The 23,222-nt window shown below is 70.2% G+C and carries 22 protein-coding genes and 1 tRNA gene; 14 read left to right on the plus strand and 9 right to left on the minus strand.

Annotated features, from left to right (window positions below; genetic code table 11):
• Nucleotides 1-74: 74 nt before the first annotated feature.
• The 5 genes from ABEA43_RS17785 to ABEA43_RS17805 all read left to right on the plus strand — a co-directional run bounded on the left by ABEA43_RS17785 (nucleotide 75) and on the right by ABEA43_RS17805 (nucleotide 4,622).
• A complete protein-coding gene (locus tag ABEA43_RS17785; protein WP_345563086.1) occupies nucleotides 75-1,358 on the plus strand; it encodes an ABC transporter substrate-binding protein in 1,284 nt (427 codons plus the stop codon).
• Complete coding sequence (locus ABEA43_RS17790) at nucleotides 1,355-2,185, plus strand: branched-chain amino acid ABC transporter permease (RefSeq protein ID WP_345563088.1); 831 nt, start codon at nucleotides 1,355-1,357, stop codon at nucleotides 2,183-2,185. Before ABEA43_RS17785 ends, ABEA43_RS17790 begins: the two co-directional genes overlap by 4 nt.
• 80 nt (nucleotides 2,186-2,265) lie before the next feature.
• The gene (locus ABEA43_RS17795; protein ID WP_345563089.1) at nucleotides 2,266-3,165 is read left to right on the plus strand and encodes a branched-chain amino acid ABC transporter permease; all 900 of its coding nucleotides are present in this window, start codon (nucleotides 2,266-2,268) and stop codon (nucleotides 3,163-3,165) included.
• Nucleotides 3,158-3,877 carry an ABC transporter ATP-binding protein gene (locus ABEA43_RS17800; RefSeq protein ID WP_345563091.1) on the plus strand — a complete coding sequence of 240 codons (720 nt, stop codon included), beginning with the start codon at nucleotides 3,158-3,160 and terminating at the stop codon, nucleotides 3,875-3,877. Before ABEA43_RS17795 ends, ABEA43_RS17800 begins: the two co-directional genes overlap by 8 nt.
• A 34-nt stretch (nucleotides 3,878-3,911) precedes the next feature.
• Nucleotides 3,912-4,622 carry an ABC transporter ATP-binding protein gene (locus ABEA43_RS17805; RefSeq protein WP_345563093.1) on the plus strand — a complete coding sequence of 237 codons (711 nt, stop codon included), beginning with the start codon at nucleotides 3,912-3,914 and terminating at the stop codon, nucleotides 4,620-4,622.
• On the opposite strand, the gene ABEA43_RS17810 is transcribed toward ABEA43_RS17805, so the two are convergent.
• Nucleotides 4,616-5,452 (minus strand): hypothetical protein, encoded by an 837-nt coding sequence (locus ABEA43_RS17810; protein ID WP_345563095.1) that lies wholly within the window; start codon nucleotides 5,450-5,452, stop codon nucleotides 4,616-4,618. The two genes, ABEA43_RS17805 and ABEA43_RS17810, sit on opposite strands and share 7 nt — an antisense overlap.
• Nucleotides 5,453-5,461: 9 nt before the next feature.
• Nucleotides 5,462-6,718, minus strand: a complete 1,257-nt coding sequence (locus tag ABEA43_RS17815; protein WP_345563096.1) for an outer membrane protein assembly factor BamB family protein — start codon at nucleotides 6,716-6,718, stop codon at nucleotides 5,462-5,464.
• A gap of 187 nt (nucleotides 6,719-6,905) precedes the next feature.
• Between ABEA43_RS17815 and ABEA43_RS17820 the strand changes: the two genes are divergently transcribed.
• The 3 genes from ABEA43_RS17820 to ABEA43_RS17830 all read left to right on the plus strand — a co-directional run bounded on the left by ABEA43_RS17820 (nucleotide 6,906) and on the right by ABEA43_RS17830 (nucleotide 10,996).
• Complete coding sequence (locus ABEA43_RS17820) at nucleotides 6,906-7,622, plus strand: ferritin-like domain-containing protein (protein WP_345563097.1); 717 nt, start codon at nucleotides 6,906-6,908, stop codon at nucleotides 7,620-7,622.
• A 90-nt stretch (nucleotides 7,623-7,712) separates the two neighbouring features.
• Nucleotides 7,713-8,492, plus strand: coding sequence for a hypothetical protein (locus ABEA43_RS17825; RefSeq protein ID WP_345563098.1), 780 nt, complete (start codon nucleotides 7,713-7,715; stop codon nucleotides 8,490-8,492).
• Between the two features lie 149 nt (nucleotides 8,493-8,641).
• Nucleotides 8,642-10,996 (plus strand): right-handed parallel beta-helix repeat-containing protein, encoded by a 2,355-nt coding sequence (locus tag ABEA43_RS17830; RefSeq protein ID WP_345563099.1) that lies wholly within the window; start codon nucleotides 8,642-8,644, stop codon nucleotides 10,994-10,996.
• On the opposite strand, the gene ABEA43_RS17835 is transcribed toward ABEA43_RS17830, so the two are convergent.
• Complete coding sequence (locus ABEA43_RS17835; protein WP_345563228.1) at nucleotides 10,989-12,677, minus strand: DUF4132 domain-containing protein; 1,689 nt, start codon at nucleotides 12,675-12,677, stop codon at nucleotides 10,989-10,991. The genes ABEA43_RS17830 and ABEA43_RS17835 overlap by 8 nt on opposite strands.
• On the opposite strand from ABEA43_RS17835, the gene ABEA43_RS17840 reads away from it, so the two are divergent.
• Nucleotides 12,661-13,056 carry a DUF6351 family protein gene (locus ABEA43_RS17840; protein ID WP_345563100.1) on the plus strand — a complete coding sequence of 132 codons (396 nt, stop codon included), beginning with the start codon at nucleotides 12,661-12,663 and terminating at the stop codon, nucleotides 13,054-13,056. The two genes, ABEA43_RS17835 and ABEA43_RS17840, sit on opposite strands and share 17 nt — an antisense overlap.
• Nucleotides 13,057-13,180: 124 nt before the next feature.
• On the opposite strand, the gene ABEA43_RS17845 is transcribed toward ABEA43_RS17840, so the two are convergent.
• Both ABEA43_RS17845 and ABEA43_RS17850 read right to left on the minus strand, forming a co-directional pair.
• A complete protein-coding gene (locus ABEA43_RS17845) occupies nucleotides 13,181-13,960 on the minus strand; it encodes a neutral zinc metallopeptidase (protein WP_345563101.1) in 780 nt (259 codons plus the stop codon).
• 127 nt (nucleotides 13,961-14,087) lie between these two features.
• A tRNA-Lys gene (locus ABEA43_RS17850) sits at nucleotides 14,088-14,161 on the minus strand.
• Nucleotides 14,162-14,271: 110 nt separating this feature from the next.
• Here ABEA43_RS17850 and ABEA43_RS17855 point away from each other — a divergent pair.
• Both ABEA43_RS17855 and ABEA43_RS17860 read left to right on the plus strand, forming a co-directional pair.
• Nucleotides 14,272-15,111, plus strand: a complete 840-nt coding sequence (locus ABEA43_RS17855; RefSeq protein WP_345563102.1) for an AAA family ATPase — start codon at nucleotides 14,272-14,274, stop codon at nucleotides 15,109-15,111.
• Nucleotides 15,104-16,480, plus strand: coding sequence for a vWA domain-containing protein (locus ABEA43_RS17860; protein ID WP_345563103.1), 1,377 nt, complete (start codon nucleotides 15,104-15,106; stop codon nucleotides 16,478-16,480). The genes ABEA43_RS17855 and ABEA43_RS17860 overlap by 8 nt, the downstream gene beginning before the upstream one ends.
• A 20-nt stretch (nucleotides 16,481-16,500) precedes the next feature.
• Here ABEA43_RS17860 and ABEA43_RS17865 read toward each other — a convergent pair whose 3' ends face one another.
• Nucleotides 16,501-17,268: a nuclease-related domain-containing protein gene (locus tag ABEA43_RS17865; protein WP_345563105.1), complete on the minus strand. Its 768-nt coding sequence runs from the start codon at nucleotides 17,266-17,268 to the stop codon at nucleotides 16,501-16,503.
• A 158-nt stretch (nucleotides 17,269-17,426) separates the two neighbouring features.
• Here ABEA43_RS17865 and ABEA43_RS17870 point away from each other — a divergent pair, with 158 nt between their 5' ends.
• The gene (locus ABEA43_RS17870; protein ID WP_425570285.1) at nucleotides 17,427-18,041 is read left to right on the plus strand and encodes a TetR/AcrR family transcriptional regulator; all 615 of its coding nucleotides are present in this window, start codon (nucleotides 17,427-17,429) and stop codon (nucleotides 18,039-18,041) included.
• Here the strand turns inward: ABEA43_RS17870 and ABEA43_RS17875 are convergent.
• Entirely contained in the window at nucleotides 18,012-19,055 is a 1,044-nt protein-coding gene (locus ABEA43_RS17875) for an acyl-CoA dehydrogenase family protein (RefSeq protein WP_345563108.1), read from the minus strand. The two genes, ABEA43_RS17870 and ABEA43_RS17875, sit on opposite strands and share 30 nt — an antisense overlap.
• 20 nt (nucleotides 19,056-19,075) lie before the next feature.
• Complete coding sequence (locus ABEA43_RS17880) at nucleotides 19,076-20,239, minus strand: acyl-CoA dehydrogenase family protein (protein WP_345563110.1); 1,164 nt, start codon at nucleotides 20,237-20,239, stop codon at nucleotides 19,076-19,078.
• Nucleotides 20,240-20,337: 98 nt separating this feature from the next.
• Here ABEA43_RS17880 and ABEA43_RS17885 point away from each other — a divergent pair, with 98 nt between their 5' ends.
• A complete protein-coding gene (locus ABEA43_RS17885) occupies nucleotides 20,338-21,270 on the plus strand; it encodes an RNA-guided endonuclease InsQ/TnpB family protein (protein ID WP_345563111.1) in 933 nt (310 codons plus the stop codon).
• Nucleotides 21,271-21,313: 43 nt separating this feature from the next.
• On the opposite strand, the gene ABEA43_RS17890 is transcribed toward ABEA43_RS17885, so the two are convergent.
• Nucleotides 21,314-22,531, minus strand: a complete 1,218-nt coding sequence (locus ABEA43_RS17890; RefSeq protein ID WP_345563112.1) for an acyl-CoA dehydrogenase family protein — start codon at nucleotides 22,529-22,531, stop codon at nucleotides 21,314-21,316.
• Between the two features lie 107 nt (nucleotides 22,532-22,638).
• Between ABEA43_RS17890 and ABEA43_RS17895 the strand changes: the two genes are divergently transcribed.
• Nucleotides 22,639-23,214 carry a GNAT family N-acetyltransferase gene (locus ABEA43_RS17895; protein WP_345563113.1) on the plus strand — a complete coding sequence of 192 codons (576 nt, stop codon included), beginning with the start codon at nucleotides 22,639-22,641 and terminating at the stop codon, nucleotides 23,212-23,214.
• Nucleotides 23,215-23,222 lie beyond the last annotated feature (8 nt).

The raw sequence follows: 23,222 nt of genomic DNA on the forward strand, positions 1-23,222 counted from the left end.
CTTGTGAACCCCATGCGCTGGCAGTCAAGCGGTGTGCCCGCACATGCAATACATCTGACGCACAAGATTCCACAATGACGTCCGATATCCAGCTTTCCCAGGTGGAGGCGGACGTGGACCTGACACGACGGACGTTCCTCACGGGGGTCGCCGGAGCGGCGGGGCTGTCCGGGTGCGCCCTGAAGGAGCAGACCCCGGCCCCGACCGCGGGCAAGACGATCACCATCGGGTACGTCAGCCCGCAGACGGGCGGCCTGGCCGTGTTCGGCGAGTCCAACGAGTACGTACTCGGCGCGGTCCGCAAAGCCCTGGCCGGCGGCCTCAAGATCGGCGGCACCGGCTACGAGGTGAAGATCGTCACCAAGGACTCCCAGTCGAACGCCGCCCGCGCCGCCCAGGTCGCCTCCGAGCTGATCCAGAACGACCACGCGGACCTCATCCTGGCCACCTCCACCCCCGACACCACGAACCCGGTCTCCGACCAGTGCGAGGCGGCCGGGGTGCCGTGCGTCGCGACGATCTGCCCCTGGGAGATCTGGACCGCCGCCGGCGCCACGAAGAACTACAGCTTCCTCCACTTCATCGGCACCGAGCAGGAGGTGGGCGTCTTCGCCAAGCTGTGGCAGCAGGTGCCCGGCGGCGCGCACGCCGTGGCGGGCCTGTGGCCGAACGACACCGACGGCGACCTCTACCGCAAGTTCGTCACCGCAAAGACCGGCGAGCTGGGCTGGAAGCTGGCCGACTCGGGCCCTTACGAGGACGGGACGCAGGACTACAGCGCGATCCTGAGCAAGTTCGAGGGCACCGACATCCTCCAGGCCACGCCGATCCCGCCCGACTGGGTGACGTTCTGGCGGCAGGCCAAGCAGAGCAAGTACACGCCGAAGCTGGCCTGCGTGGCCAAGGCCATGCTGTTCTCCAGCGTCGCCGACGGCCTGGGCGACCTGGCCCAGAACCTCGTCGCGGGCGTGTGGTGGGCGCCCGGCTTCCCGTACCGCAGCTCGCTGGACGGCACGACGGCCAAGGCCTTCGCCGACGGCTACCGGGCCGGCACCGGGCGGCAGTGGACGCCGCCGATGGGCTTCAACCACGCGCTGTTCGAGATCGCGGTGGCCGCGCTCAAGAGCGCCGCCGACCCGAAGGACCGCGCCGCCGTCCGCGCCTCCCTCACCGCGCTCAAGGGCGAGGCCATCAGCGGCAAGTACGACTTCACCCAGGGCCCGTCGAAGAACGTCTCCCTCGCCCCCGACCTGGCGGGCCAGTGGCGCAAGGACAAGGACGGCAAGTACGACCTGACCATCGTCGACAACTCGCTCGACCCCGCCATCCCGCTGCAGGGAGAGCTAGAGCTGCTGTGAACGCGCTGATCCACGGCATCCTGCTCGGCGGGGAGTACGCGCTGATCGCGTGCGGCCTCTCGCTCACGTTCGGCGTGATGCGGCTGGTGAACATCGCCCACGGCGACCTGGCCGTGTGCGGGGCGTACCTGGCGCTGTTCGGCTCGGTCGCGCTGGGCGTCCCGGCCACGTACCTGCTGCCGCTGGTGCTGCCGGTGGCGTTCCTGCTGGGGTGGGCGCTGCACGTGACGTTGTTCGAGCGGGCGCTGCGGACGGGGCCGCTGGCGCCGGTGCTGGTGACGTTCGGGCTGTCCGTCGTGATCCAGAACCTGCTGACGGCGGGCGTCACGGCCAACCCGCGCACCCTGGACGGGGGCGCGCTGAGCCTGGCCGGCGTGGACGGGGTGTCGCTGCTGCGGATCACCGCGTTCGTGGTGGCGGTGGGCGTGCTCGGCGGGCTGCAGCTCGTGCTGTCGCGCACCGCGTTCGGGCGCCGGGTCCGGGCCACCGCCGACGACGTGGAGACGGCGCGGCTGGTGGGGATCCGGGTACGGCCGCTGTTCGCGGCGGTCGCGGGCCTCGCGGTGGCCACGGCGGCGCTGGCGGGGGTGTTCCTGGGGCTGATGGGGACCGTCGATCCCTATGCGGGCGGGCTGACCCTGATCTTCGCCTTCGAGGCCGTGGTGATCGGCGGGGTCGGGTCGCTGTGGGGGACGCTCGTGGGCGGGATCGCGATCGGGCTGACGCAGCAGCTCGCCGCGCTGTGGAGCGCCGGGTTCTCGGTGCTGGCCGTGCACCTGCTGTTCTTCGCGGTCCTGACGCTACGACCGCGAGGGCTGCTGACATGAGGCCCGGTCCCCGGAAGCGGGCCGGTGCGCGGAGGGCCGGTGCCTGGACGAGGGCTGTCGCCGGGATGAGGGCCGGTGCCGTGCTGAGGGCCGCGTCGGCGCTGGGCGGCGTGCTCGTCGTCGCGGTCCTGGCCGGCGTGCCGTTCTACGGCGGCCCTGGCTGGGAGCGGCCGCTCACCGACCTGCTCACCCTGGCCGCCCTGGCCTCGCTCTGGAACCTGCTGGCCGGATACGCCGGGCTGGCGTCCTTCGGCCAGCAGGCGTTCCTCGGCATCGGGGCGTACACGCTCTACCTGGCCGCCGCCCAGGGCCTCGACCCGCAGCTCGCCATCCCGCTGGCGGCGCTGGCGGCCGGGCTGGTGGCGCTGCCCGTGTCGTTCCCGCTGCTGCGCCTGTCCGGCGGCCACTTCGCGATCGGGTCGTGGGTGCTGGCCGAGATCTTCCGGCTGGCCGCTACGCTGCAGGGCGGCAACACGGGCGTCTCGCTGCCCGGGGCCGGGCGGCACGAGCCGCTGCTGCGGCAGGCCATGACGTACTGGTGGGCGCTGGCGGTGGCGGTCTGCGCCGTCGGCGGGGTCCTGCTGCTCGTACGCGGCCGCTACGGCCTGTCCGTACGCGCCGTCGCGGGCGACCCGGTGGCCGCGGCGGCCTGCGGGGTACGGGTGGCCAGGACCCGGCGGATCGCGTACTGCGCGGCGGCCGTGGGCACGGGCGCGGTCGGGGCCGTGCTGTTCGCCGACGTGCTCTACGTCCAGCCCGGGTCGATCTTCAACGTGCAGTACAGCGTCTCCATGATGTTCATGGTCCTGATCGGCGGCATCGGCACCGTGACGGGGCCGCTGATCGGCGCGCTGGTCTTCTTCGCGCTCCAGCAGACCCTGTCCGGGTACGGGCCCTGGTACCTGGTCCTGCTGGGCGTCCTGGCCGTGGTCATGACGATGTTCGCGCCGCGCGGGATCTGGGGGTTGCGCGATGCTTGAGCTGGAGCGGATCACCAAGCGCTTCGGCCGGGTCGTGGTGGCCGACGACCTGTCGCTCCAGGTGGGGCCGGGCGATGCGGTGGGCGTGGTGGGGCCGAACGGCGCGGGCAAGACGAGCCTGTTCGGCCTGGTTTCGGGTGATCTGTCCCCTGACTCCGGTGAGGTCCGGTTCCTGGGGCGGTCGGTGACCCGGCTGGACACGGCGGGCCGGTGCCGGCTCGGCATCGGGCGGACGTACCAGGTGCCGCGGCCGTTCCCCGAGCTGACCGTGCTCGAGAACGTGCTCGTGGCGGCCCAGCAGGGCGCCGGCGAGCGCGGGCGGGCCGCCGTCGCCACCGCGCGCGCCGTGCTCGACCTCGCGGGCCTCGCCCCGCTGGCCGCGCGCCGGGCGGGGCAGCTCGGGCTGCTGCAGCGCAAGCGGCTGGAGCTGGCCCGCGCGCTGGCCACCCGTCCCACGCTGTTGCTGCTGGACGAGGTGGCCGGCGGGCTGACCGACCCGGAGGTGGCCGAGCTGGTGGAGATCGTACGGACGGCGCGCGCCGACGGCCTGGCCGTGCTCTGGATCGAGCACGTGGTCCGCGCCCTGACCTCGACCGTCGAACGCCTCATCTGCCTGGCGGGCGGCCGTCTGGTGGGCGACGGCCGCCCGGAGGACGTGCTGGCGAGCCGCGCCGTACGCGAAGTCTTCCTCGGAACGCCGGGAGGCGCGTGATGTCCTCTCCGGCCAGACCCCCGCGAGGCGCGTGATGGCGCTCGACGTGCGCGGGCTCAGCGCCGACCACGGCCAGCTGCGGGCGTTGCACGAGGTGAGCCTGACCGTCGCGCCCGGCGAGGTGCACGCGATCATCGGCGCCAACGGCGCGGGCAAGTCCACCCTGCTCCGCGCCATCGCCGGGCTCCACCCGCCGGCGTCGGGCACGGTCCTGCTCGACGGGATCGACATCACCCACGAGCCGCCGGAGCGCCGGGTGCCGCGCGGCCTGGCCATGGTCCCCGAGGGCCGCCGCCTGTTCCCGTCGCTGACCGTACGCGAGAACCTGCTGGTCGGCGCGTACGGAACCGCCCCTGACCGGTGGACGATCGAGCGCGTCTACGACCTGTTCGGCTGGATGCGGGAGCGCGCGAACCAGCGGGCCGCGCAACTGTCCGGCGGCGAGCAGCAGGCCGTCGCCATCGGCCGCGCCCTCATGGCCAACCCCCGGGTGCTGCTCCTGGACGAGCTGTCGCTGGGCCTGGCCCCGGCCGTCGTCACCACGATCTACGCCCTCCTGCCCGCGGTGCTGGACACCGGGGTCGCGATCCTCCTCGTCGAGCAGGACGTGAGCCAGGCGCTGCGGGTGGCGACCAGGCTGCAGTGCCTGCTGGAGGGGCGTACGACGCTGGAGGGACGCCCCGCGGACTTCACCCAGGAGCAGATCGAGTCAGCCTATTTCGGCCTGACCCACGACGATCAGTGAAAGTGCCGCAGAACGCTGTGCAGCGTCGCGAACTCCTTCGACATGACCACGCCGTCCAGGGCGGCGACCTCCGCGATCGCCCGCGCGTTCAGGCGCATGCAGGCGGGATCGGCCGACCGCTCGTAGCTCCAGGTCGATCCCTTCGGGTAGAAGTAGGGGTCGCTGCCGGCGTCGACGACCGCGATCGGCCCCACCTCGATGTCCTGGCCGTCCTCGTGGTGCAGGATCACGTCGACCACGCCGTACCAGGTGCCGGCCGCGTCGAGGTCTTTCGCCGGCCCCAGCGTGAGGGTGAACCGATCGTGCTCCCCGGCCGGAACGCTGAAGCGAACCTCCTTCGACGCGGTGAAGGGCGTGCGGGCCCGCGTGTCGATGGGCACGTCGTAGTAGGCGGAGACGCGCTCGATTCCGCCCGCCGCATAGCACCCGGTGAGCAGCTCCGAGCGCCGTACCCGCACCGTGACGGAGTCGATCAGCCCTTCGCCGCTCCCCCGGTTGCGCAGCGTGAGGTCGATGAGCGGGCCGCGCAGCCCCGACTCCTTCCTGGGGGCCGCGCCCGGCTCCCCGAGCGGGATGCGCTCGCCCGCCAGGCCGTCGGTGAGGTAGGCCGACACCGCCGACACCTCCAGCAGGCTGCGCCGCCCCGACTCCCGCTGGCCGGCCTCGGCCGCGAGCCGCGAGCTACGCGCGGAGTCCCAGGCCAGGTACGCGCTCAGCAGGCCGACGGCCAGCGCCGCGACGGCGATGATCGTGGCGGGAGAGCGCCATGAGCCGGGGTCGGCGGGAGGCCGGGGGCCCTCACGCCGGATCCAGGTCTTCGTCCGAGTCACCGGGAGTCCTTAGAGTCGTGTGCCCGTGGCGGGATCGAGTGCGATGAGGTGCTGCCCGAAGACGTAGAGCAGCCCGTTGCCGAAGATCAGCTGCCCGGCGTCGTCGATCCGGGCCGACCACAGCTCCTCGCCGCCACGGGCGTCCAGCGCGACGACGGAGTCTCTGCCGCCCTCGCTCATCTGGACGTGCACGATGCCCGGCACGACGCGGGTCAGCACCGTGGCGGCGCCCCGCAGATCGCAGGTCCACCGGATGCGGCCGTCGCCCTTGCGCAGGGCGCGAAGGGGATAGAGGCCGTTCGCCCGCCGCACCGGCATCGCGCAGAAGACCGTGTCGTCGTCGACGGCGATCATCGGGTTGACGGCCGGCTCGGGCAGCGGCAGGGACCACGCCTCGGACCCGCCGGCCACGCTCAGGGCGCGCAGCCTCGTGCGATCCGCCGTGTAGAGGACGCCGCCGGACACCGCGGCGAACCCGGACACCTGATCCGGCGCCCTGGACCAGACCTTCTTCCCGGTGCCCGCCGCGAGCACCGCCAGCGCGTACGCCCGCTCGCCCGGAACCGGGTAACCGGCCAGCACGAGCAGGTCGCCCGATGCGTACACCCAGTCGACGAACACCGTCGGGAACCTGGCCGTCCAGCTGCGGCGACCGGTCCGGGCCTCGACCGCGACCACCTGCTCGCCCTGCGGCAGCCGTTCGGTCACGAGCACGGTCCGGCCGGCCAGGCTCATGGCTCTCAGGTCGCCGGAAGGCCAGCGCCACCGCTGACGTCCGGAGGCGGGATCGACGGCATAAAGCGTGGAATTGGTGCGGCACAGAATCAGCCCGTCCGCCGCGAGCAACTCGTGCGCGTAGTCGTCGACGTCCGCGGTCCACGCCACCCGGCCGTCCGAGGCGCGCAGCGCGACCACCTGGCTCGGATTGTCACTGTCGAATGCGGGCCGGCCCCTGCCGTTGCCCACGACGAGCAGATCGCCGACCGGCAACGGCGTGCTCTGCCAGGCGATCGCCGCCGCGCCCGGCTCGTCGGGGACGCGGGTCCGCCAGCGGGCGGCGCCCGTGCGGGGGTGCAGGGCGTACACCTCGCCTGACGAGGTGGCCACGTAGACGGCGGCGGGGGTCACGGCGGGCAGTTGGTCCAGGCCCGCGATGCCGACCGGCCACGCGGACACCGCCCTTTTGGGCGGTGCCTCTCTTGCCTCCGCGCGGCAGCCGGCCGCCAGGAGTGCCGCGCAGCCCATGAGCGCCGTACGCCGTGTCATCGCCGCGCCATGGTGAAACGCCGGTGAATCGCTCATCCAGCCGTTATCCCGCGCGAATCCCAGCACGTCAAACCAATAAACTCCGCCGGAAAGCGATTTACAAATCTCCATTTATGCCATTGAACGTGCACGAAACCTCAACCACCGATCCCCCTTTTATGCACATTTTCTGTTTACGGTGGGGGCCATGAAAAAAGTCTCGGAGGACCGAGCCGGGTTCGCCTCCTGGGTGGCGGAGTTCGAGACGGAGGCGTTACGGCGGCACGCCGGCGGCGATCCCGACTGGGCGTGTGGCGCGGACCTGGGCCGGGCGGTGCTCGCGAGCGTCCAGCGCTTCCAGGTCGGCGAGAACGGCGACGGAGCCGCCCTGATCGGCAAGGCCGACCAGGCGGGAGACGCCGCCTACGCGGCCGCGATCCGCCTGTTCGTCATCGAGGAGCAGAACCACGCCCGCCTGCTCGCCCGGCTCCTCGCCGCCGCCGGTGCCCCGGCCCTGAACGGCCACTGGAGCGACGCCGTCTTCGTCCGCCTGCGCCGCCTGCTCGGGCTGCGCATGGAGCTGATGGTGCTGATGATCGCCGAGGTGACGGCCCTGCGCTACTACCGCGCGCTGCGGGACGGCGCGGCCGACCGGCTGACCGCCGACGTCGCGGCCCGCATCCTGGCCGACGAGGAACGCCATGTGCCCTTCCACTGCCGGCGGCTGCGCCAGTCGTTCCAGTCGCTGCCGGCCGCCACCCGGGCCGTGGTGGCGACCGGCTGGTGGTGTCTCATGCTCGGCACCGTGATCGTCGTGGCCCTGGACCACGGCCTCGCCCTGCGCTGCCTCGGCGTGTCCCGGCTCGCCTTCGTGTACGAGGTGTGCGGCCTGTTCGGGGCGGCGGTGTCGGCGTCCATGCCGTGATTCGTCGTCCAAATGCGGACGCCAAATGTGGACGATCGTGTCAACCCACCACCCTCACGCTGCGTCTCCTCTTGTGTACCATCCGCCGCAATGGGAGCTGCCGTGCGCGTCGAACTGGCCGTCTCAGCCGCCGTCCTGATCCTCTCGTACGCGCCCGCGGCCCACGGAGCCGCCGCCGACCTGGTGGAGTACGTCTGCACCACGAAAGCCACGGGCGAGACGCAGGACGTGAAGGTGAACGTCGAGTTGACGGTGCCCACGGATGCCGAGGTGGGCGTGGAGATGAGCATCGGCTGGCGCGGAACCTACGTGCCGGGCTCCGAGTTACGGGCCCCCGACACGGGGCTGGCAGGCGAAATCAAGCTGTACGCATATGCGGGCATCAGTAGCTATCCCAAGCTGACCTCGGCCACCGGAGTCGCCCCGCTGACCGAGATCACCGCGGGCGAGCCGATCGAGTTACCCCAGACGATCGTCGAGCTCAAGACGACGGCGAAAGACGCGGGCTCGGGGACGGTGCACGCGGCCTCCTTCAACATCGGGACCACTCCGCAGAACCGCCTGATCGAGTGCGAAGTTCCCGACAAGACTTCTTTGATGGAGTACCCCCTCAAAGTTCCCGGCACCGGCCAGTCGGCCAGCCCCACCCCCGACACCAGCGAGACCGACGACACCGAGACAGAAGACCCCGAAAGCACCCCGGCGCCGAGCGCGACCACGACCCGGACCCCGTCGGGCGGGGTGCAGACCGGGGGCGGCGGCGAGGCAGGTCCCGACGGCCGGCTGCTGGTGGGGGCCGGATCCGTGCTCTTCCTCGCCTCTCTCACCGGCCTCTTCCTCCGCCGCCGCAAGCGCGTAAGACCGCTCTGACACACCCCGGGGCCGAAGCCCCGCCGCACGCCGGACCTCTTGGTCAAACGGTTGAATTCTGACGACGGCAGCGTTACGGTTCACCACGAAACGCTGTCGTAATCTGTCATATTTCATCGATTGCGACCCATTTGGAGGTTCGCGCGAGCATGCCGAGAACAGTGTTGAGCGTCCTGCTGGCGGCAGGCCTGTTAGCCGCGGTGACGCCCCCGGCCGCCGCGGCGGCCAAGCAGACCGTCGTGTACGTGGCGCCGGACGGCAAGGCCGGGGCGACCGGCACGCGTACGGACCCGTTCGCCACGGTCGAGCAGGCCCGCGACGCGCTGGCGGGCCGGACGAGCGCCCGCCGCCCCGGCCTCGTCTACCTCAGGGAAGGCGTCTACCAGACCGCCAGGACCATCGAGCTCAGCGGCCCGTCGAACTCCTACGTCACCTACGCCGCCTACCCGGGCGAGCAGGCCGAGCTCGCGGGCGTGACCACGCTCGCGCCGGACAAGTTCCGCAAGCTGAGCGACGTGCCCGAGGGCGAGGCCAAGTGGTCGGCGCGGGCGCGCGTCCCCGGCGCGGCCGCCGCGCACGTCTACGTCTACGACCTGGCCGCCGAGGGCATCCCCACCGGCGAGATCAACAAGAACGGGTTCAACTGGCAGCCACGCCCGTTCGCCCCCGAGCTGATCACCGATGACACGGCCCAGACGCTCGCGCAGTACCCGAACGGCGCCGCCAAGATGGACAAGACCGGCCTCGGCGTCAAGGAGGCCCCCAAGGGCGCACGCGACTACTTCTCGGACAAGACCGCCGACGGCACCACCATGCCGTACGAGGACATGCTGAAGCTGCCCGGCCCGGTCTACACCGCCGTGGACCCGGCCGTCGTGAGCCGCGCCGCCACGTGGGCGCCACCGCCCGGCGGCGCGCCGGACGACACGGCGTACGAGACCGACGGCTGGCTCGCCGGCTATTTCGGCAACAACTACGCCAACGACCGCGTCCGCGTCGCGTCCGTCAGCGGCAGCGAGCTGCGCACCCAATACCCCACGATGTACGCCGCCACCGACAAGTGGACCTCGTTCGTCGCCCAGAACATGCTGAGCGAGCTGGACACCGAGGGCGAGTACTACATCGACCGCCGGGAGGGCGCCGGCACCCTCTACTACTACCCGCCCGGCGGGACGGTCGAGGGCAAGGAGATCAGCCTGACCTCGTTCGACGCGCCGTTCTTCGAGCTGGAGAACGTGCACGAGGTGACGCTCAAGGGCCTGCGGCTGAACGGCACCACGGGCACCGGCGTACGCCTGCTCGACGCCGAGTCGTGCACCATGGACGGCCTGGAGATCCTCAACGTCAGCATGGACGCCATCGCGATCGGCGAGGCCGCCGACGCGATCACGGCGGTCGCCGAATACCGCACCAGCAGGGGCGGGCACCGTAACAAGGTGATCAACAGCAGGCTGCACGACCTGGGCGGCGGCGGGGTGTTCACGGCCGGCGGCGACCGCGACTCGCTGGAGCGCGGCGACCACGTCGTGGAGCACAACGAGATCTACGACTTCTCGAAGCTGGCCACCTACACCCCGGCGGGCTACATGTACGGGGTCGGCAACACCTTCCGCTACAACCACGTCCATGACGCGCCCCACATGGCCAGCCAGATCATGGGCAACGACATGGAGATCAGCCACAACAGGTTCGAGAACCTGGTGACGCACGCCTCCGACCAGGGCGTGATCTACGCGGGACGCGACTACACGTACCTGAACAACGTGATCGCGTACAACCTGTTCAAGGACGTCGGCCCGGACGGCAACCAGGCGATCTACATGGACGACGGCATGTCGGGCATGGTCGTGCACCACAACGTCTTCGACACCGCCCAGCACGGCCTGTTCTACCAGTCGGGCCACAGCAACGTCGCCTCGGACAACGTGTTCAAGGACGTCACCTACATCGGGCACGACAAGCTCTACCACGAGGGCGGCAAGCGGCTGCCGGTGGCCAACTCCAAGGTCGTCGTCGAGCGCTTCAACGACATGCTCAAGCCCGGCGACGGCACCGGCTTCACCAACACCCCCGCGAACATCGGCACGTGGTACCGCCATTACGGCAGGCAGTACCCGAACATCCGCGACTGGTACGTGCCCGCCGACTCCAAGGGCCAGGTCTGCACGGCGGTCGGCGCCACGGAGTGCACGGACGAGCACGTGTGGAGCGACCCCGACTCGGTGTACGTGCCGTCCCACAACGTGCTGACCCGCTCGGTGAGCATCGCCACGGGAGGCTTCGCCTACACCGACGACGCCGGCGGGCTGAGCGTCAAGACGTTCAGCCCGGACTTCGACTCCCGCAACGTCAAGGCGGACAGCGTCGCGGCGGCCGGCTTCGACCCCGCCACGGGCAAGTTCGACGCGCGGACCACGCCGCTGAACTCCGCCGAGGGCTTCGGCCCGCAGTGGGTGCGGGAGTGGAACAGGACGTTCACCCTGGAGGGGATCGGGCCTAAGTGAGCTGGAGCTGGCGGGTGATGCTGGGATCGGTGATCGCGGTGTCGCCCGCCAGCAGGAACGCCTTGGACAGGATCACCGACAGCATCCCGCCGTCCTCCTCGAACGGCAGGAAGACCGCCTGCGCCGAACGGTTCGGGCCGGGGACGATGCACAGGTAGGCGTCGTTCGGCTCCATCAGGATGTTCCCGGAGCCGAGATGGATCTTGTACGTGCGCAGGTCCCCGCGTACGCGCAGGAACCGGTCCGTCAGCTCCGCCCGGCCGGCGATCCTCAGCCGGGGCAGGAGCCTGGCCAGCGCCTCCCGCCGCATCTGAGCGCTCTCGTGGAGCTCCCCGAACCCGTAGGACTGCCAGTAGTCCTCGTGCCCGCCGGCCGCCTGCTGGTCGAGCCCCATCGAGGCGACCCCGACGGCCAGGTCGGCGTCGCGCAGCACCTCCGACAGCACCAGCGGCGGCACCTCGGTCAGCGGCGCGTCCTCGCGGGAGCCGGCGCGACGGAAGCGGACCGCCTCGCTCCCGCAGTAGGAGGCGGTCCCCCAGCCGTCGTCCCCCGGTTCGCCCACGACGTGCATCCCCCAGCGGACCTCCCACCCGGACAGCTCCTTGACGGCCTCCCCCTGGTCGCCGCCGCATTCGTAGTCCCAGTGGCCGATCGACAGGTCACGCCAGCCGCGCTGGTTGAGCAATGCCTTGGCCTGCCCGTAACGCAGCACGTGGCCGGCGAAGCGGTTGGACAGCGTGCGCGTGTGCTCCTCGGCCGGGGTGAGCAGGTAGATCTCGCGGAAGGCCTGCTTGTACGGCTGGCGCACGCCCAGCTCCAGCAGGTGGTCGCGCCAGGCCCGCACGTCCTCGACCGGCTCGCGGATCGGGTGCCAGAGCCGGATGGGCGAGCTCGGGCCCGGCCGGGCGCGGACGCCTTGCGGGCCCGCGAGCTCCCAGCCGGCCTCCGTTCTGACCGGCAGCCCGGCGAAGCCCTGCCCCATCTGCCAGATCAGGCTGCGGGCGTAGCGGCCGGTCACCGGATGGTCGAGGAAGAGCTCGGTGACCTGCGCCCAGTCCCACCGCCGCTCCTCGATCAGCGCCCGCTCCAGCCGGAACCGCTCGGCCGGCAGCATCTGCTTCAGCTCCTTGAGCGTGGCCTTCAGCTCGGCCAGCGCCGGATCCTTGCGGATGGCCTGGGGCGCCGACTTCACGGCCCGGCCGGCCGGGTTGACGAAGCTCAGCGCGGGGCCGTCGGCGTGCAGGCGGACGAGGTGGCCGCCGATCTTCTCCTCGCGCACCCCGCCGGCGTCCAGCCCGAACGAGGGGACCGTACGGTCGAGCAACTGCTCGCGGCTCAGCCCGGCGGCGGCGGCCACCGCGTCCAGGGCCTCGGCCACGCCGTCCACGACGGACCTCCTGCGGACCTTGACCGGGATCCTGGCCAGCGGGCCCACGGTGTCGAGCCCGCCGCGGCGGGCCAGGGCGTTGACGGCGGCGGTGGCCAGCTTTTCGCTGCGGCAGTTCGCGCCCGTGCCGCCGAGTCCGACGCCGCAGGTCACCGCGACGTCGGCGAGCAGCCCCGGCACCCACGGCCGGTCGATCAGCTCGCAGGCCCACACCATGCCGCGCACCGGCAGGACGGTGCGCTCGTCCAGGAAGACCGTGACGGTCCACTCGACGAGCATGGACGCCTGGATCACCGGGGTCAACGCCGACACATCTGGCCGGAGCCTTCGGAACAAGGTGCTCCGGCACAAACCCGCTGACTTGACCGACGCCTGCTGGACACCGGAAACGCCGCAGCGCAAGATCAGCCAAGCACTGTCGGCGGACAACCCGGGTGAGTGCGGCGCACTGTTCCCGGCCTTCGCCACGCCGCGACTCGTTGCCGGTGCCCCGCTGGCCGACAATGTGGTGAAGTGCCGGCTCAAGCACCCCGACAGTAAGGACTATGACGTCGAGTTCACGCCGGCCGAACTCACCCGGTTGCGGAACGTTTTCCCGGACGGGGTGTGTGACTGGTCAGCGACCGGCGTGGAACAGCGGCCTCTCAGAGGGGCCTGGCTCGCGTTCGACTGACCATCCGGCGGGCCATGCGCCGGGACCGTACTGAGGAGCAACCAGCGGCGCGTCTCGGCCCTGCCCTCCGAGAACCCGTAACGGGGCGGCCCGGCGCGGTTGGACGAGGTCCGGACGCGAGGCGTCAGGAAACCTTCGACGACGGCGAGACCCAGGTGTTGCACGCCGCCGGCGATGAGGCGCGAAAGCCCTTGTCGAGCCAGGCGGCGATGTTGCGGCCCTTACCGTGGTCGTGGGCCTTGTGGTACTCGTCGCCGCTGCGCCGGTTGATGTCGAGCAGCTCGCGCCAGTCGTCCGTTATGCGGTCGATGGAGTCCCAGACACTGCCGATGAAGACGCCGCCGAGGCATTCGGCCTGCAACTCGTTACGGCGGAGCTGCTCGTTCATCTCGCTCTTGCCCTTGTAGGGATGCCAGGCGAAGGCCCGGTACATGCCGGTGATGTTCTGCAGATGGTGCCCGTACTCGTGGGCGGCCAGCCTGAAAAGGAACAGGTCGGCGGTGTCCTCGAGCAGGTCGTCGTCCAGCAGGACGAGGAAACGCTTCTCCGATGCGCAATATCGTGCGGCGGCGTCGTCCCAGGCGGCTTTGCAGTAGCGCCGCGGCTTGGTGATGAAGCCGATCCTGGCTTTGGCGAACGGCAGGCCGGCGCGTTTGAAGTGGGCGCCCCAGGAGGCGTTGAGGCAGTTCAGTACGGCCGTCAGGTACCGCTTGGCCAGGGCGACGTCATGAGGTTCGATGGCGCGCTCCGGGCACTGGGTGGGCTGGAGCTTGCCACTGCGGTACAGCTTGTTCACGGTCAGGACGCGATCGCGTATGGGGTAGGCGGAGGCGTGGGCGGCGGCGGTGTTGCCCGCTAAGAGCAGGGTGACCAGAACGGCTGCGAGGACGGCGGGAAGACGCATGATCGGCATCCTAGAGCCGGGCTCCGGAACGCCCGGCCACGGGCCGGAAGAGCATCCGATCGCCGCCGAAGCCACTCGAAACCCAAGAAACCCCAGCTCGGTTTCCTGAGCTGGGGTTTCTTTGCGGTGCGCCGCCAGGGACTCGAACCCCGGACCCGCTGATTAAGAGTCAGCTGCTCTAACCAACTGAGCTAGCGGCGCTGGCAGAGAGGAATATACCGGTGATCCGCATCCTGGTCGAATCGGTATCAGGCGGACCCGACGGGCTAGAATAAAGTTCGGCTCAGAGGCTCCGGCAGACAGGATCATCGATGTTCGACTCGCCCACCGACGTTACGGAGCGGCTCGCCGCCGTGGACTATCTCTCCGACGACGCCATCTCCACCTCGGTGTTCCTGGCCGCGGCGCTGGGCAAGCCCTTGCTGGTGGAAGGCCCGGCGGGGGTCGGCAAGACCCAGCTCGCCAAGGCGGTGGCCATGGCCACGGACGCCGAGCTGATCAGGTTGCAGTGCTACGAAGGGCTCGACGAGGCCAGGGCCCTGTACGAGTGGAACTACAAGAAGCAGCTCCTGCGGATCCAGGCCACCAGCGCCGACGACGACATCTTCAGCGAGGAGTTCCTGCTGGAGCGGCCGCTGCTCAAGGCGATCAGGTCCGCCACCCCGACCGTGCTGCTCATCGACGAGACCGACAAGGCCGACGTCGAGGTCGAGGGCTTGCTGCTGGAGCTGCTGTCCGACTTCCAGGTGACGATCCCCGAGCTGGGCACCATCGTCGCGACGCGCAAGCCGTACGTGGTGCTGACCTCCAACGCCACCCGCGAGCTGTCGGAGGCGCTCAAGCGGCGCTGCCTCTACCTGCACATCGAATACCCGACCCCCGAGCGGGAGCGGGACATCGTGCTGGCCCAGGTGCCGAGCATCCGGGCCGACCTGGCCGAGCAGCTCGCCAGGACGGTGGCGACCCTGCGCTCCCTGGAGCTGAAGAAGGCCCCGTCCGTGGCCGAGACCGTGGACTGGGCCAACACGCTGCTCGCGCTCGGCCGCGACGAGCTGGACGAGGCGACCATGGCGGGCACGCTGGGCGTGGTGCTCAAGCACGTCTCCGACCAGACGCGGGCGATCAAGGAGCTGGGGCTGCCGGATGCCTGAGAGCAGGTCGCTGGTCGACAGGCACGTCGGCTTCGTGCACGCGCTGCGCGGCGCGGGCGTGCCCGTCTCGCTCGCCGAAGGGCTGGACGCCGCGCGGGCGCTGCGCGTGATCGAGCTGGCCGACCGCGAGTCGCTGCGCGCCGCCTACGCGGCGACGCTGGTGAAGAAGCCCGCGTACCGGCCGGGATTCGACGTGCTGTTCGACCTGTGGTTCCCGGCGTCCACGAGCGGCATGTCCGCCGTACGCCCTGACAACGCGATAAATCTGGAAACGGCCGAGATCAGGGAGCTGCGCGCCCACCTGGCCATGCTCTTGTCCGGCGGCGGCACCGAGCAGGAGCTGCGCGAGTTCGCCCAGGCCATGGTCGAGCGGTACGGCCGCCAGCAGGCCGGGCCCGGCCGCCAGAACTGGTTCTCCTACAGCGTCATGCGCGCCCTGTCCCCCGAGACGCTGATGGCCGGGATCCTGCGCGAGGTCCTCCAGGGCCGCGAACGCGGCGGCCTGGCCGAGAAGACCGTCCGCCAGCGGGTCAACTCCGGCATCAAGCGCTTCGAGGACGCCGTGGCCACCGACGTGCGCCGCCGCATCGCCGAGGACTCGGGCATCGAGCGCATCGCCCGCTCGGCCGTACGTCCACCGCTCGACCAGATCGACTTCCTGCGCATCACGAAGGCCGATCTGGCCAGGCTCCGCAGGGAGGTCTACCCGCTGGCCAGACGCCTGGCCACGCGCCTGACGATCAAGCACAGGAAGGGCCGGCGGGGGCGGCTCGACTTCCGCAGGACGATGCGGGCCTCGCTGCAGAGCGGCGGCGTGCCGCTGACCACCCACTTCAAGCCGCCCCGGCCGCACAAGCCCGAGCTGGTCATCCTCTGCGACACCAGCGACTCGGTCTCGTCGTTCGCCCACTTCACGCTGCTGCTCACGTACGCGCTGAGGGAGCAGTTCACGAAGGTGCGGGCGTTCGGGTTCGTGGACACGGTGGACGAGATCACCAGGTTCTTCGTCCCCGGGGCCGACGTGGTCGAGGCGATGACCAAGCTGGCGAACGAGGCCGACATGGTGCGCTTCGGGCGTACCAACTACGGGCACTCGCTGGAGGGCTTCGCCGAGCGCTACGGCGACGCCATCGGATCCAAGACCTCGCTGCTGATCCTGGGCGACGCCCGCTCCAACTACCAGCCGCCCGCGCTGGACGTGCTCAAGTCGCTCGCGAGCCGGGCCCGCCACGCCTACTGGCTCAACCCCGAGCCGAGGCAGCAGTGGGACACGGGCGACTCGGTCGCGAGCGACTACGGAGCCGTGGTCCCGATGTCGGAGTGCCGCAACGTCGCGCAGCTCACCGCGTTCATCGAGACCCTGGCCTGAGGCCGCCGGGCCGACCGGGGTCAGACCTTCTGCAGTTCCCTCGCCGCGGTGCGGGCCAGCAGCTCGATCTGCTCGTCGTTGAGCACGTTGCCCTCAGCCGACTTGATGACCTTGGCCGCCAGCCGCGGCTTGAGCAGGATGAGCCCTTCGGCCATCACGATCCCGCCTCTGGGCAGCAGCCCGCAGTGGACGGCGAGCACCGGTGAGATGGTGACCGGTACGCGGGTCTCGCGGGTCAGCAGCTCGGCGAACGCCTCGGCGGTCTCGACCAGCGGCTTGGCGGTCTTGGTGCCGTACTTCTCGCTGAAGAACAGCCGCCCCGCGTAGCACGCGATCTCGGTGTCCGGGCTCCACGACTCGTTGTCGATGATCCACACCCCGCTGGGGCCGATCACCAGGTGGTCGATGGAGGCCTGACCGCGGATGGCCCGGCCGTCGAGCACGGTGTAGCCGTGCCTGCTGAGCGACCTGCGCAGCATCCTGCCGGTGATCGCCTCGCCGCGGCGGGCCCCACGCCAGACCGCGGTCGCATGGAAGGAACGCCAGTCGAGGTACCAGTCGCCCGCGGCCACGATGCCGCCCAGCAGGAGACCGACCAGCGGGGAGGCACCCGTGAGATCGAACCTCAGCGCGAGCGCGACCCCGATCACGAACGCCACACCGGCCTTGACGTATCGAGTCCTTCGCCGGTTCTGGGCGTCCTCCCGCCAGAACTTCTCGTACCACCACTGCGGGGACGACCCTGTGTACTTCTCGTTGGGCTGCACGTAGATAGAGCCACCGGGCACGGCAAACTCCCCGAAAGAGTAGATGTTTGCAGGATCTGCCACGCCGAAGATCCCTCGCCAGTCAAGAGATACCCGCCTCCCAACCAAGGCGAGCCTAAGGTGACGGAATTAGTACCCGCAAGACCAGCAAATGAGCTCGACCGACCAGTCGGTATGCTATGCCAGGTGACCAAGGGGGACATGTGAAGGAAGAACCGGTCAGGCAGCGGCTGCTCGCCGAGGCCACCAGGCTGTTCGCCGAGCGCGGCTTCGAGGGCACCTCGGTGCAGGAGATCGTGGTGTCGGCCGGCGTCACCAAGGGCGCCATGTACCACTATTTCGACTCCAAAGACGATCTGCTGCACGAGATCTACGCCCGGGTGCTGCGCATGCAGATGGACCGGCTGGCGCAGATCGCCGACGGGCCGGGCACGCTCAAGCAGCGCCTGCACAGGGCCGCGGCCGACGTCGTGGAGACCACGACCGCGAACCTCGACGACTCCAAGATCTTCTTCAGGTCGAACCACCTGCTCGCCCCGGAGAAGCAGAAGAACGTGCGCGCCGAGCGCCGCCGCTACCACGAACGCTTCCGCGCGCTCGTGGCCGAGGGACAGCGCGAGGGCATCTTCAGCGACCGGGTCCCCGCCGAGCTGGTGGTCGACTACTTCTTCGGCTCGGTGCACCACCTGGGCACATGGTTCCACGCGGCGGGGCCGCTGACCGGCGCCCAGGTGGGCAAACACTTCGCCGACCTGCTGCTCACCTCACTCGGGGCCGGGGACGTCGACGAGTGAGGCCAGCGCCGCACGGTGGTCCCCCGGGGTGCCCAGCGCGATCTCGGTGGCCTTCGCGCGCTTGAGATAGAGATGTACGGGATGCTCCCACGTCATCCCGATCCCGCCGTGCAACTGCAGGGCCTCCTCGGCGGCGTGCACGGCCACCGAGGCGTTCCACGACTGAGCCACGGCCACCGAGATCGCCGAGCCGTCCGCGGCGGCGCCCCTGGCCGCTGCCCTGGCCCGTACGACGTCCAGCCACAGGTCGGCCAGCCGATGCTTGATCGCCTGGAACGAGCCGACCGGCCGGGCGAACTGATGACGCTCCTTGACGTAGGCCAGCGTCGTGTCCAGGCACCACTCGGCCACGCCGAGCTGCTCGGAGGCCAGCAGCCCCGCCGAGAACCGCAGCACCTCCGCCACGTCGCACGCCCCCAGCGGCCGCGCCTCCACGCCGTCGAACCTGACGGTCGCGACCGGCCTGGTCAGGTCCAGCGACGACACGACCTCCGCCTGAACCCCCTCCACCGCGTACAGCTCGCCGCCGACCGGCACCAGCAGCACGTCGGCCACCTCCGCCCCGGCCACGCCGGCGACCGACCCCGTCAGCCGCCCGCCCTCCAGCCGCACAGAAGAGCCGTGCTCGGGACGGTACGGGGACGCCGAGAACGACACGGCCAGCGCCGCCGTCCTCCGCCCCTCGGCCAGCTCCCCAAGCAGGGCGTCACCCGAGGGCAGCAGCGCGTACGTCGCCATCACCGCGCTGGTGAAGAACGGCACCGGCGTCACCGCCCGGCCCAGCTCCTCCAGCACCACGGCCGCCTCGCTGGCCGACGCTCCCGCGCCGCCGTGCTCCTCGGGGATCAGCAGCCCGGCCACCCCGATCTCGCCCGCCAGCGTCTTCCACAGGTCCAGGTCGTACGGCTCGGACTCGATCCGCTTCAGCACCGCGGCGGGCGGGCAGCGGTCGGCCAGCAACCCGCGCACCGCCGCCCTCAGCTCCTCCTCGACCTCCGAGTACAACAGCGTCATGGGTCGCTCACCGATCCCCGTCATCGCGGCAGGTCCTTCCAGGGCACGTCCTTGTCGACGCGTGGTTCTGAGGGCAGGCCGAGCACCCGCTCGGAGATGATGTTGCGCAGGATCTCCGAGGTGCCGCCCTCGATCGAGTTCCCCTTGGCACGCAGGTAGCGGTAGCCGGGGCCGCGGCCGTAGAAGTCGACGTTCTCGGAGCGGCGGAAGGTCCAGTCGTCGTAGCCGAGCTCGCGCCTGAACTCCACGTCGAACCCGGACAGCGCCTGGTTCAGCTTGGCGAACGACAGCTTCATGCCGGAGCCCTCCGGTCCGGGCTGGCCCGCGACGAGCTGCTCGCGCAGCCGCGCCCCCGACAGACGGGTGACCTCGGCCTCCACCCACAGCGACAGCAGCCGCTGATGCTGCTCGTGACTGCGCAGCTCGGGGTGCTCACGCCAGGCCTCCAGCACGGCGCCCACCATGCCGCCGCCGCGCCGCACGGGCGCGCCGCCGATGGCGACCCGCTCGTTCATCAGCGTGGTCTGGGCGACCCGCCAGCCGTCGCCGACCTCGCCGAGCCGCAGGTCGTCCGGCAGCCGCACGCCGGTCAGGAACACCTCGTTGAACTCGGCCTCGCCGGTGATCTGCCGCAGCGGCCGCACCTCGACGCCGGGCGCCTGCATGTCACAGACGAAGTACGTCATGCCGCGGTGCTTCGGCACCTCCGGGTCCGTACGCGTGACGAGGATCGCCCAGCGCGAATGATGCGCGCCCGACGTCCACACCTTCTGGCCGTCGACCACCCATTCATCCCCGTCCCTGACCGCACGCGTCCCGAGCGTGGCCAGGTCCGACCCGGCGCCGGGCTCGCTGAAGAGCTGGCACCAGATCTCCTCCCCCGTCCACAACGGGCGCAGGAACCGCCGCTTCTGCTCCTCCGTCCCGAACGCCAGGATCGTCGGCGCCGCCATCCCCAGGCCGATGCCCTGGACGCCGCCGTTGATCTGCGGCGTGCCGGCCAGCTCCCGCTCCACGACCTGCTGCAGCTCCCGCGACGCCCCCAGCCCGCCGAGCCCTTCGGGGAACCACACCCAGGCCAGCCCGGCGTCGAACCGCGCCCGCAGGAACTCCAGCCGGTCCCCGCTCGGGTCGTGCTCCCCGAGGAACGCGACCACCCGCTCCTTGATCTCCGCTTCGTTCACCAGTCGCCTGCCCCGTGGAGGTCCAGCCCCTCAGAGCCAGAAGCACGATGTTGCACGTTTCCATCCCTTTCCGTAACACTGAGTAATATGATCACCACGTGTTGGTGACCGAGCTGTTGAAGCTCTCCCCGGACGCCGGCCAGCGTGAAGCGCTGCTCGAGACCATGCGGGCATGCAACGCCGCCGCCGATCGCGCCGCAGAGGTCGCGTTCGCACATCGCGCCCTGGGCGCGGTCCCCTATGACCCCCGCATCCTCACCTTCAAGGGGCACGACCAGGTCTCCATCGCCACCCTGGGCGGCAGGATCCTCGTACCCGTGCTCAACCAGGGCCGCTGGTCGGCGCTCGACGGCACTACCAGGCGAGGCCAGACGGACCTGATCTACCGGGACGGGCAGTTCTACCTGGCGAGCGTCATAGAGGTGCCCGAACCGCCGGCCGGCGCTCCCCCTCGAGACTGGCTCGGCGTGGACCTGGGCATCGTCAACCTGGCCACCGACTCCCACGGCACTGCCTATTCGGGGAGAGCCGTACGCGCAGTGCGCTTCCGCAACCGGACGCTGCGCGCCCGGCTTCAGCGAAAAGGAACCAAGTCCGCCAAACGGCTCCTGAAGAAGCGTCGCCGAGCGGAGGCTCGCTTCGCCCGAAACACCAACCATGTGATCAGCAAACGGCTGGTCGGCAAGGCCAAAGACACCCGGACGGGTATCGCCCTGGAGGACCTCGGCGGCATCCGTGAGCGGGTCACGGTTACCAAGGCCCAGCGTGCCGACCTGCATGCGTGGTCGTTTCGCCAGCTGCGAACGTTCGTCACCTACAAGGCCGCCCTGGCCGGGGTGCACGTACGGCTGGTGGACCCGCGCAACACCTCCCGCACCTGCCCGTCCTGCGGGCACTGCGCGAAACGCAACCGTCCCCACCGGGACTCCTTTCTCTGTGTGGCGTGCGGCTTCGCTGGGCCTGCCGACCACATCGCGGCGATCAACATCGGTCGCCGGGCAGTGAGTCACGCTGCCGACGACGCGGCCTGAACCGTCGAACCCATCGACTGGCGAGGAGCTGCAGCTCAGTCCGTCAGGGCTGGGAAGCTGACATCCACCTCTTGATCTCGCGATAGGCCAGCGACCGCTTGTGCACCTCGTCCGGACCGTCGGCCAGGCGCAGCGAGCGGGCTCCCGCCCACAGCCCGGCCAGCGGGAAGTCCTGGGAGACGCCGCCCGCGCCGTGCACCTGGATGGCCTTGTCCAGGATCCATTCGACGGTGATCGGCGTGGAGATCTTGATGGCCTGGATCTCGGTGTGGGCGCCCTGGTTGCCCGCCGTGTCCATGAGCCAGGCCGTCTTGAGCACGAGCAGGCGCAGCTGCTCGATCTTGATGCGGGACTCGGCGATCCAGTCCTGCACCACGCCCTGCTGGGCGATGGGCTTGCCGAACGTGGTGCGCTCCAGTGCCCGCTTGCACATGAGCTCGACGGCGCGCTCGGCCATGCCGATCAGGCGCATGCAGTGGTGGATGCGGCCGGGGCCGAGCCGGGCCTGGGCGATGGCGAAGCCGCCGCCCTCCTCGCCGATCAGGTTGTCGGCGGGCACGCGTACGTCCTCGAACACGATCTCGGCATGGCCCCCGTGGTCGGCGTCGGTGTAGCCGAAGACGTGCATGCCGCGCTTGATGTGCAGGCCGGGTGTGTCGCGGGGCACCAGGATCATGCTCTGCTGGCGGTGTTTGGGCGCGTCGGGGTTCGTCTTGCCCATGACGATGAAGATCTTGCATTCGGGGTTCATGGCGCCGGAGATGAACCACTTGCGGCCGTTGATGACGTATTCGGAGCCGTCGCGCACGATCGAGGTGGCGATGTTGGTGGCGTCGGAGGAGGCCACGTCGGGCTCGGTCATCGCGAACGCGGAGCGGATCTCGCCGTCGAGCAGTGGTCGCAGCCACTCCTTGCGCTGCCACTCGTTGCCGAACATGGACAGCACTTCCATGTTGCCGGTGTCGGGGGCGGCGCAGTTGGTGGCGGTCGGGGCGAGCATGGGACTCCGGCCCATGATCTCCGCCAGGGGCGCGTACTGGAGGTTCGTGAGCCCGGCGCCGTGGTCTCCCGGGAGGAACAGGTTCCACAGGCCGCGTTTCCTGGCCTCGTCCTTGAGGTCGGCCATCAGCGGCGGCGGGCCCCAGCCGCTGGCCGCCGCCTGTTCCTCGAAGGCGGACTCGGCGGGATAGACGCATTCGTCCATGAAACGCAGGAGTCGTTCGCGCAGGTCCTCGGTGACGGTGTCGAAGGCGAAGTCCATGACCGTGAGCCTACCGACCGGCCGGTATGAGTGTCGACAGGTGGTTCCCCGCAAAAAGGGACAGGTGGTTATCAACGTGATTCGGCGCGCCGCCTAAGGTTGCCGGCATGACCGCGAAGTTGCCCCCGCCTGTGGTGCTCGAGAACGACGTCGTCCGGCTTGAGCCGCTCTCCATGGACCATGTTCCTGATCTGTTCGCCGCCGGAGGCGGGGATCCGGACGTCTGGCGCTGGCTGCCCGCCGCCCCGGAGTCGGAGGAGGAGCTGGGGAAGGTCGCCAGAGGGCTGATCGACGACCACCAGCACGTCCCCTTGGCCGTGGTGCTCAAGGCGAGCGGGCGGGCCGTCGGCTGGACGACGTACGGCGACGTGCCCGGCTTCGCCGAGAGCGTCGAGATCGGCTGGACCTGGTACGGCCGTGCCGTCTGGCGCACGGCGGTGAACACGAGCTGCAAGCTGCTCCTCGTCGACCACGCCTTCGAGCTCGGCTACAACCGCGTCCTGCTCAAGACCGACGTGCTCAACCTCCGCTCCCAGAACGCCATCCAGCGGATCGGCGGCGTGCACGAGGGCACCCTGCGGCGGCACCGCAAGAGGCCCGACGGCACCTGGCGCGACACCGTGTATTTCGGCATCCTCAGAGAGGAATGGCCACAGCACCGGGCACGCCTGAACAATCGGTAGAAAGGCGG

The sequence above is a fragment of the Nonomuraea rosea genome, assembly GCF_039539705.1.
GTDB classification, from domain to species: domain Bacteria; phylum Actinomycetota; class Actinomycetes; order Streptosporangiales; family Streptosporangiaceae; genus Nonomuraea; species Nonomuraea rosea.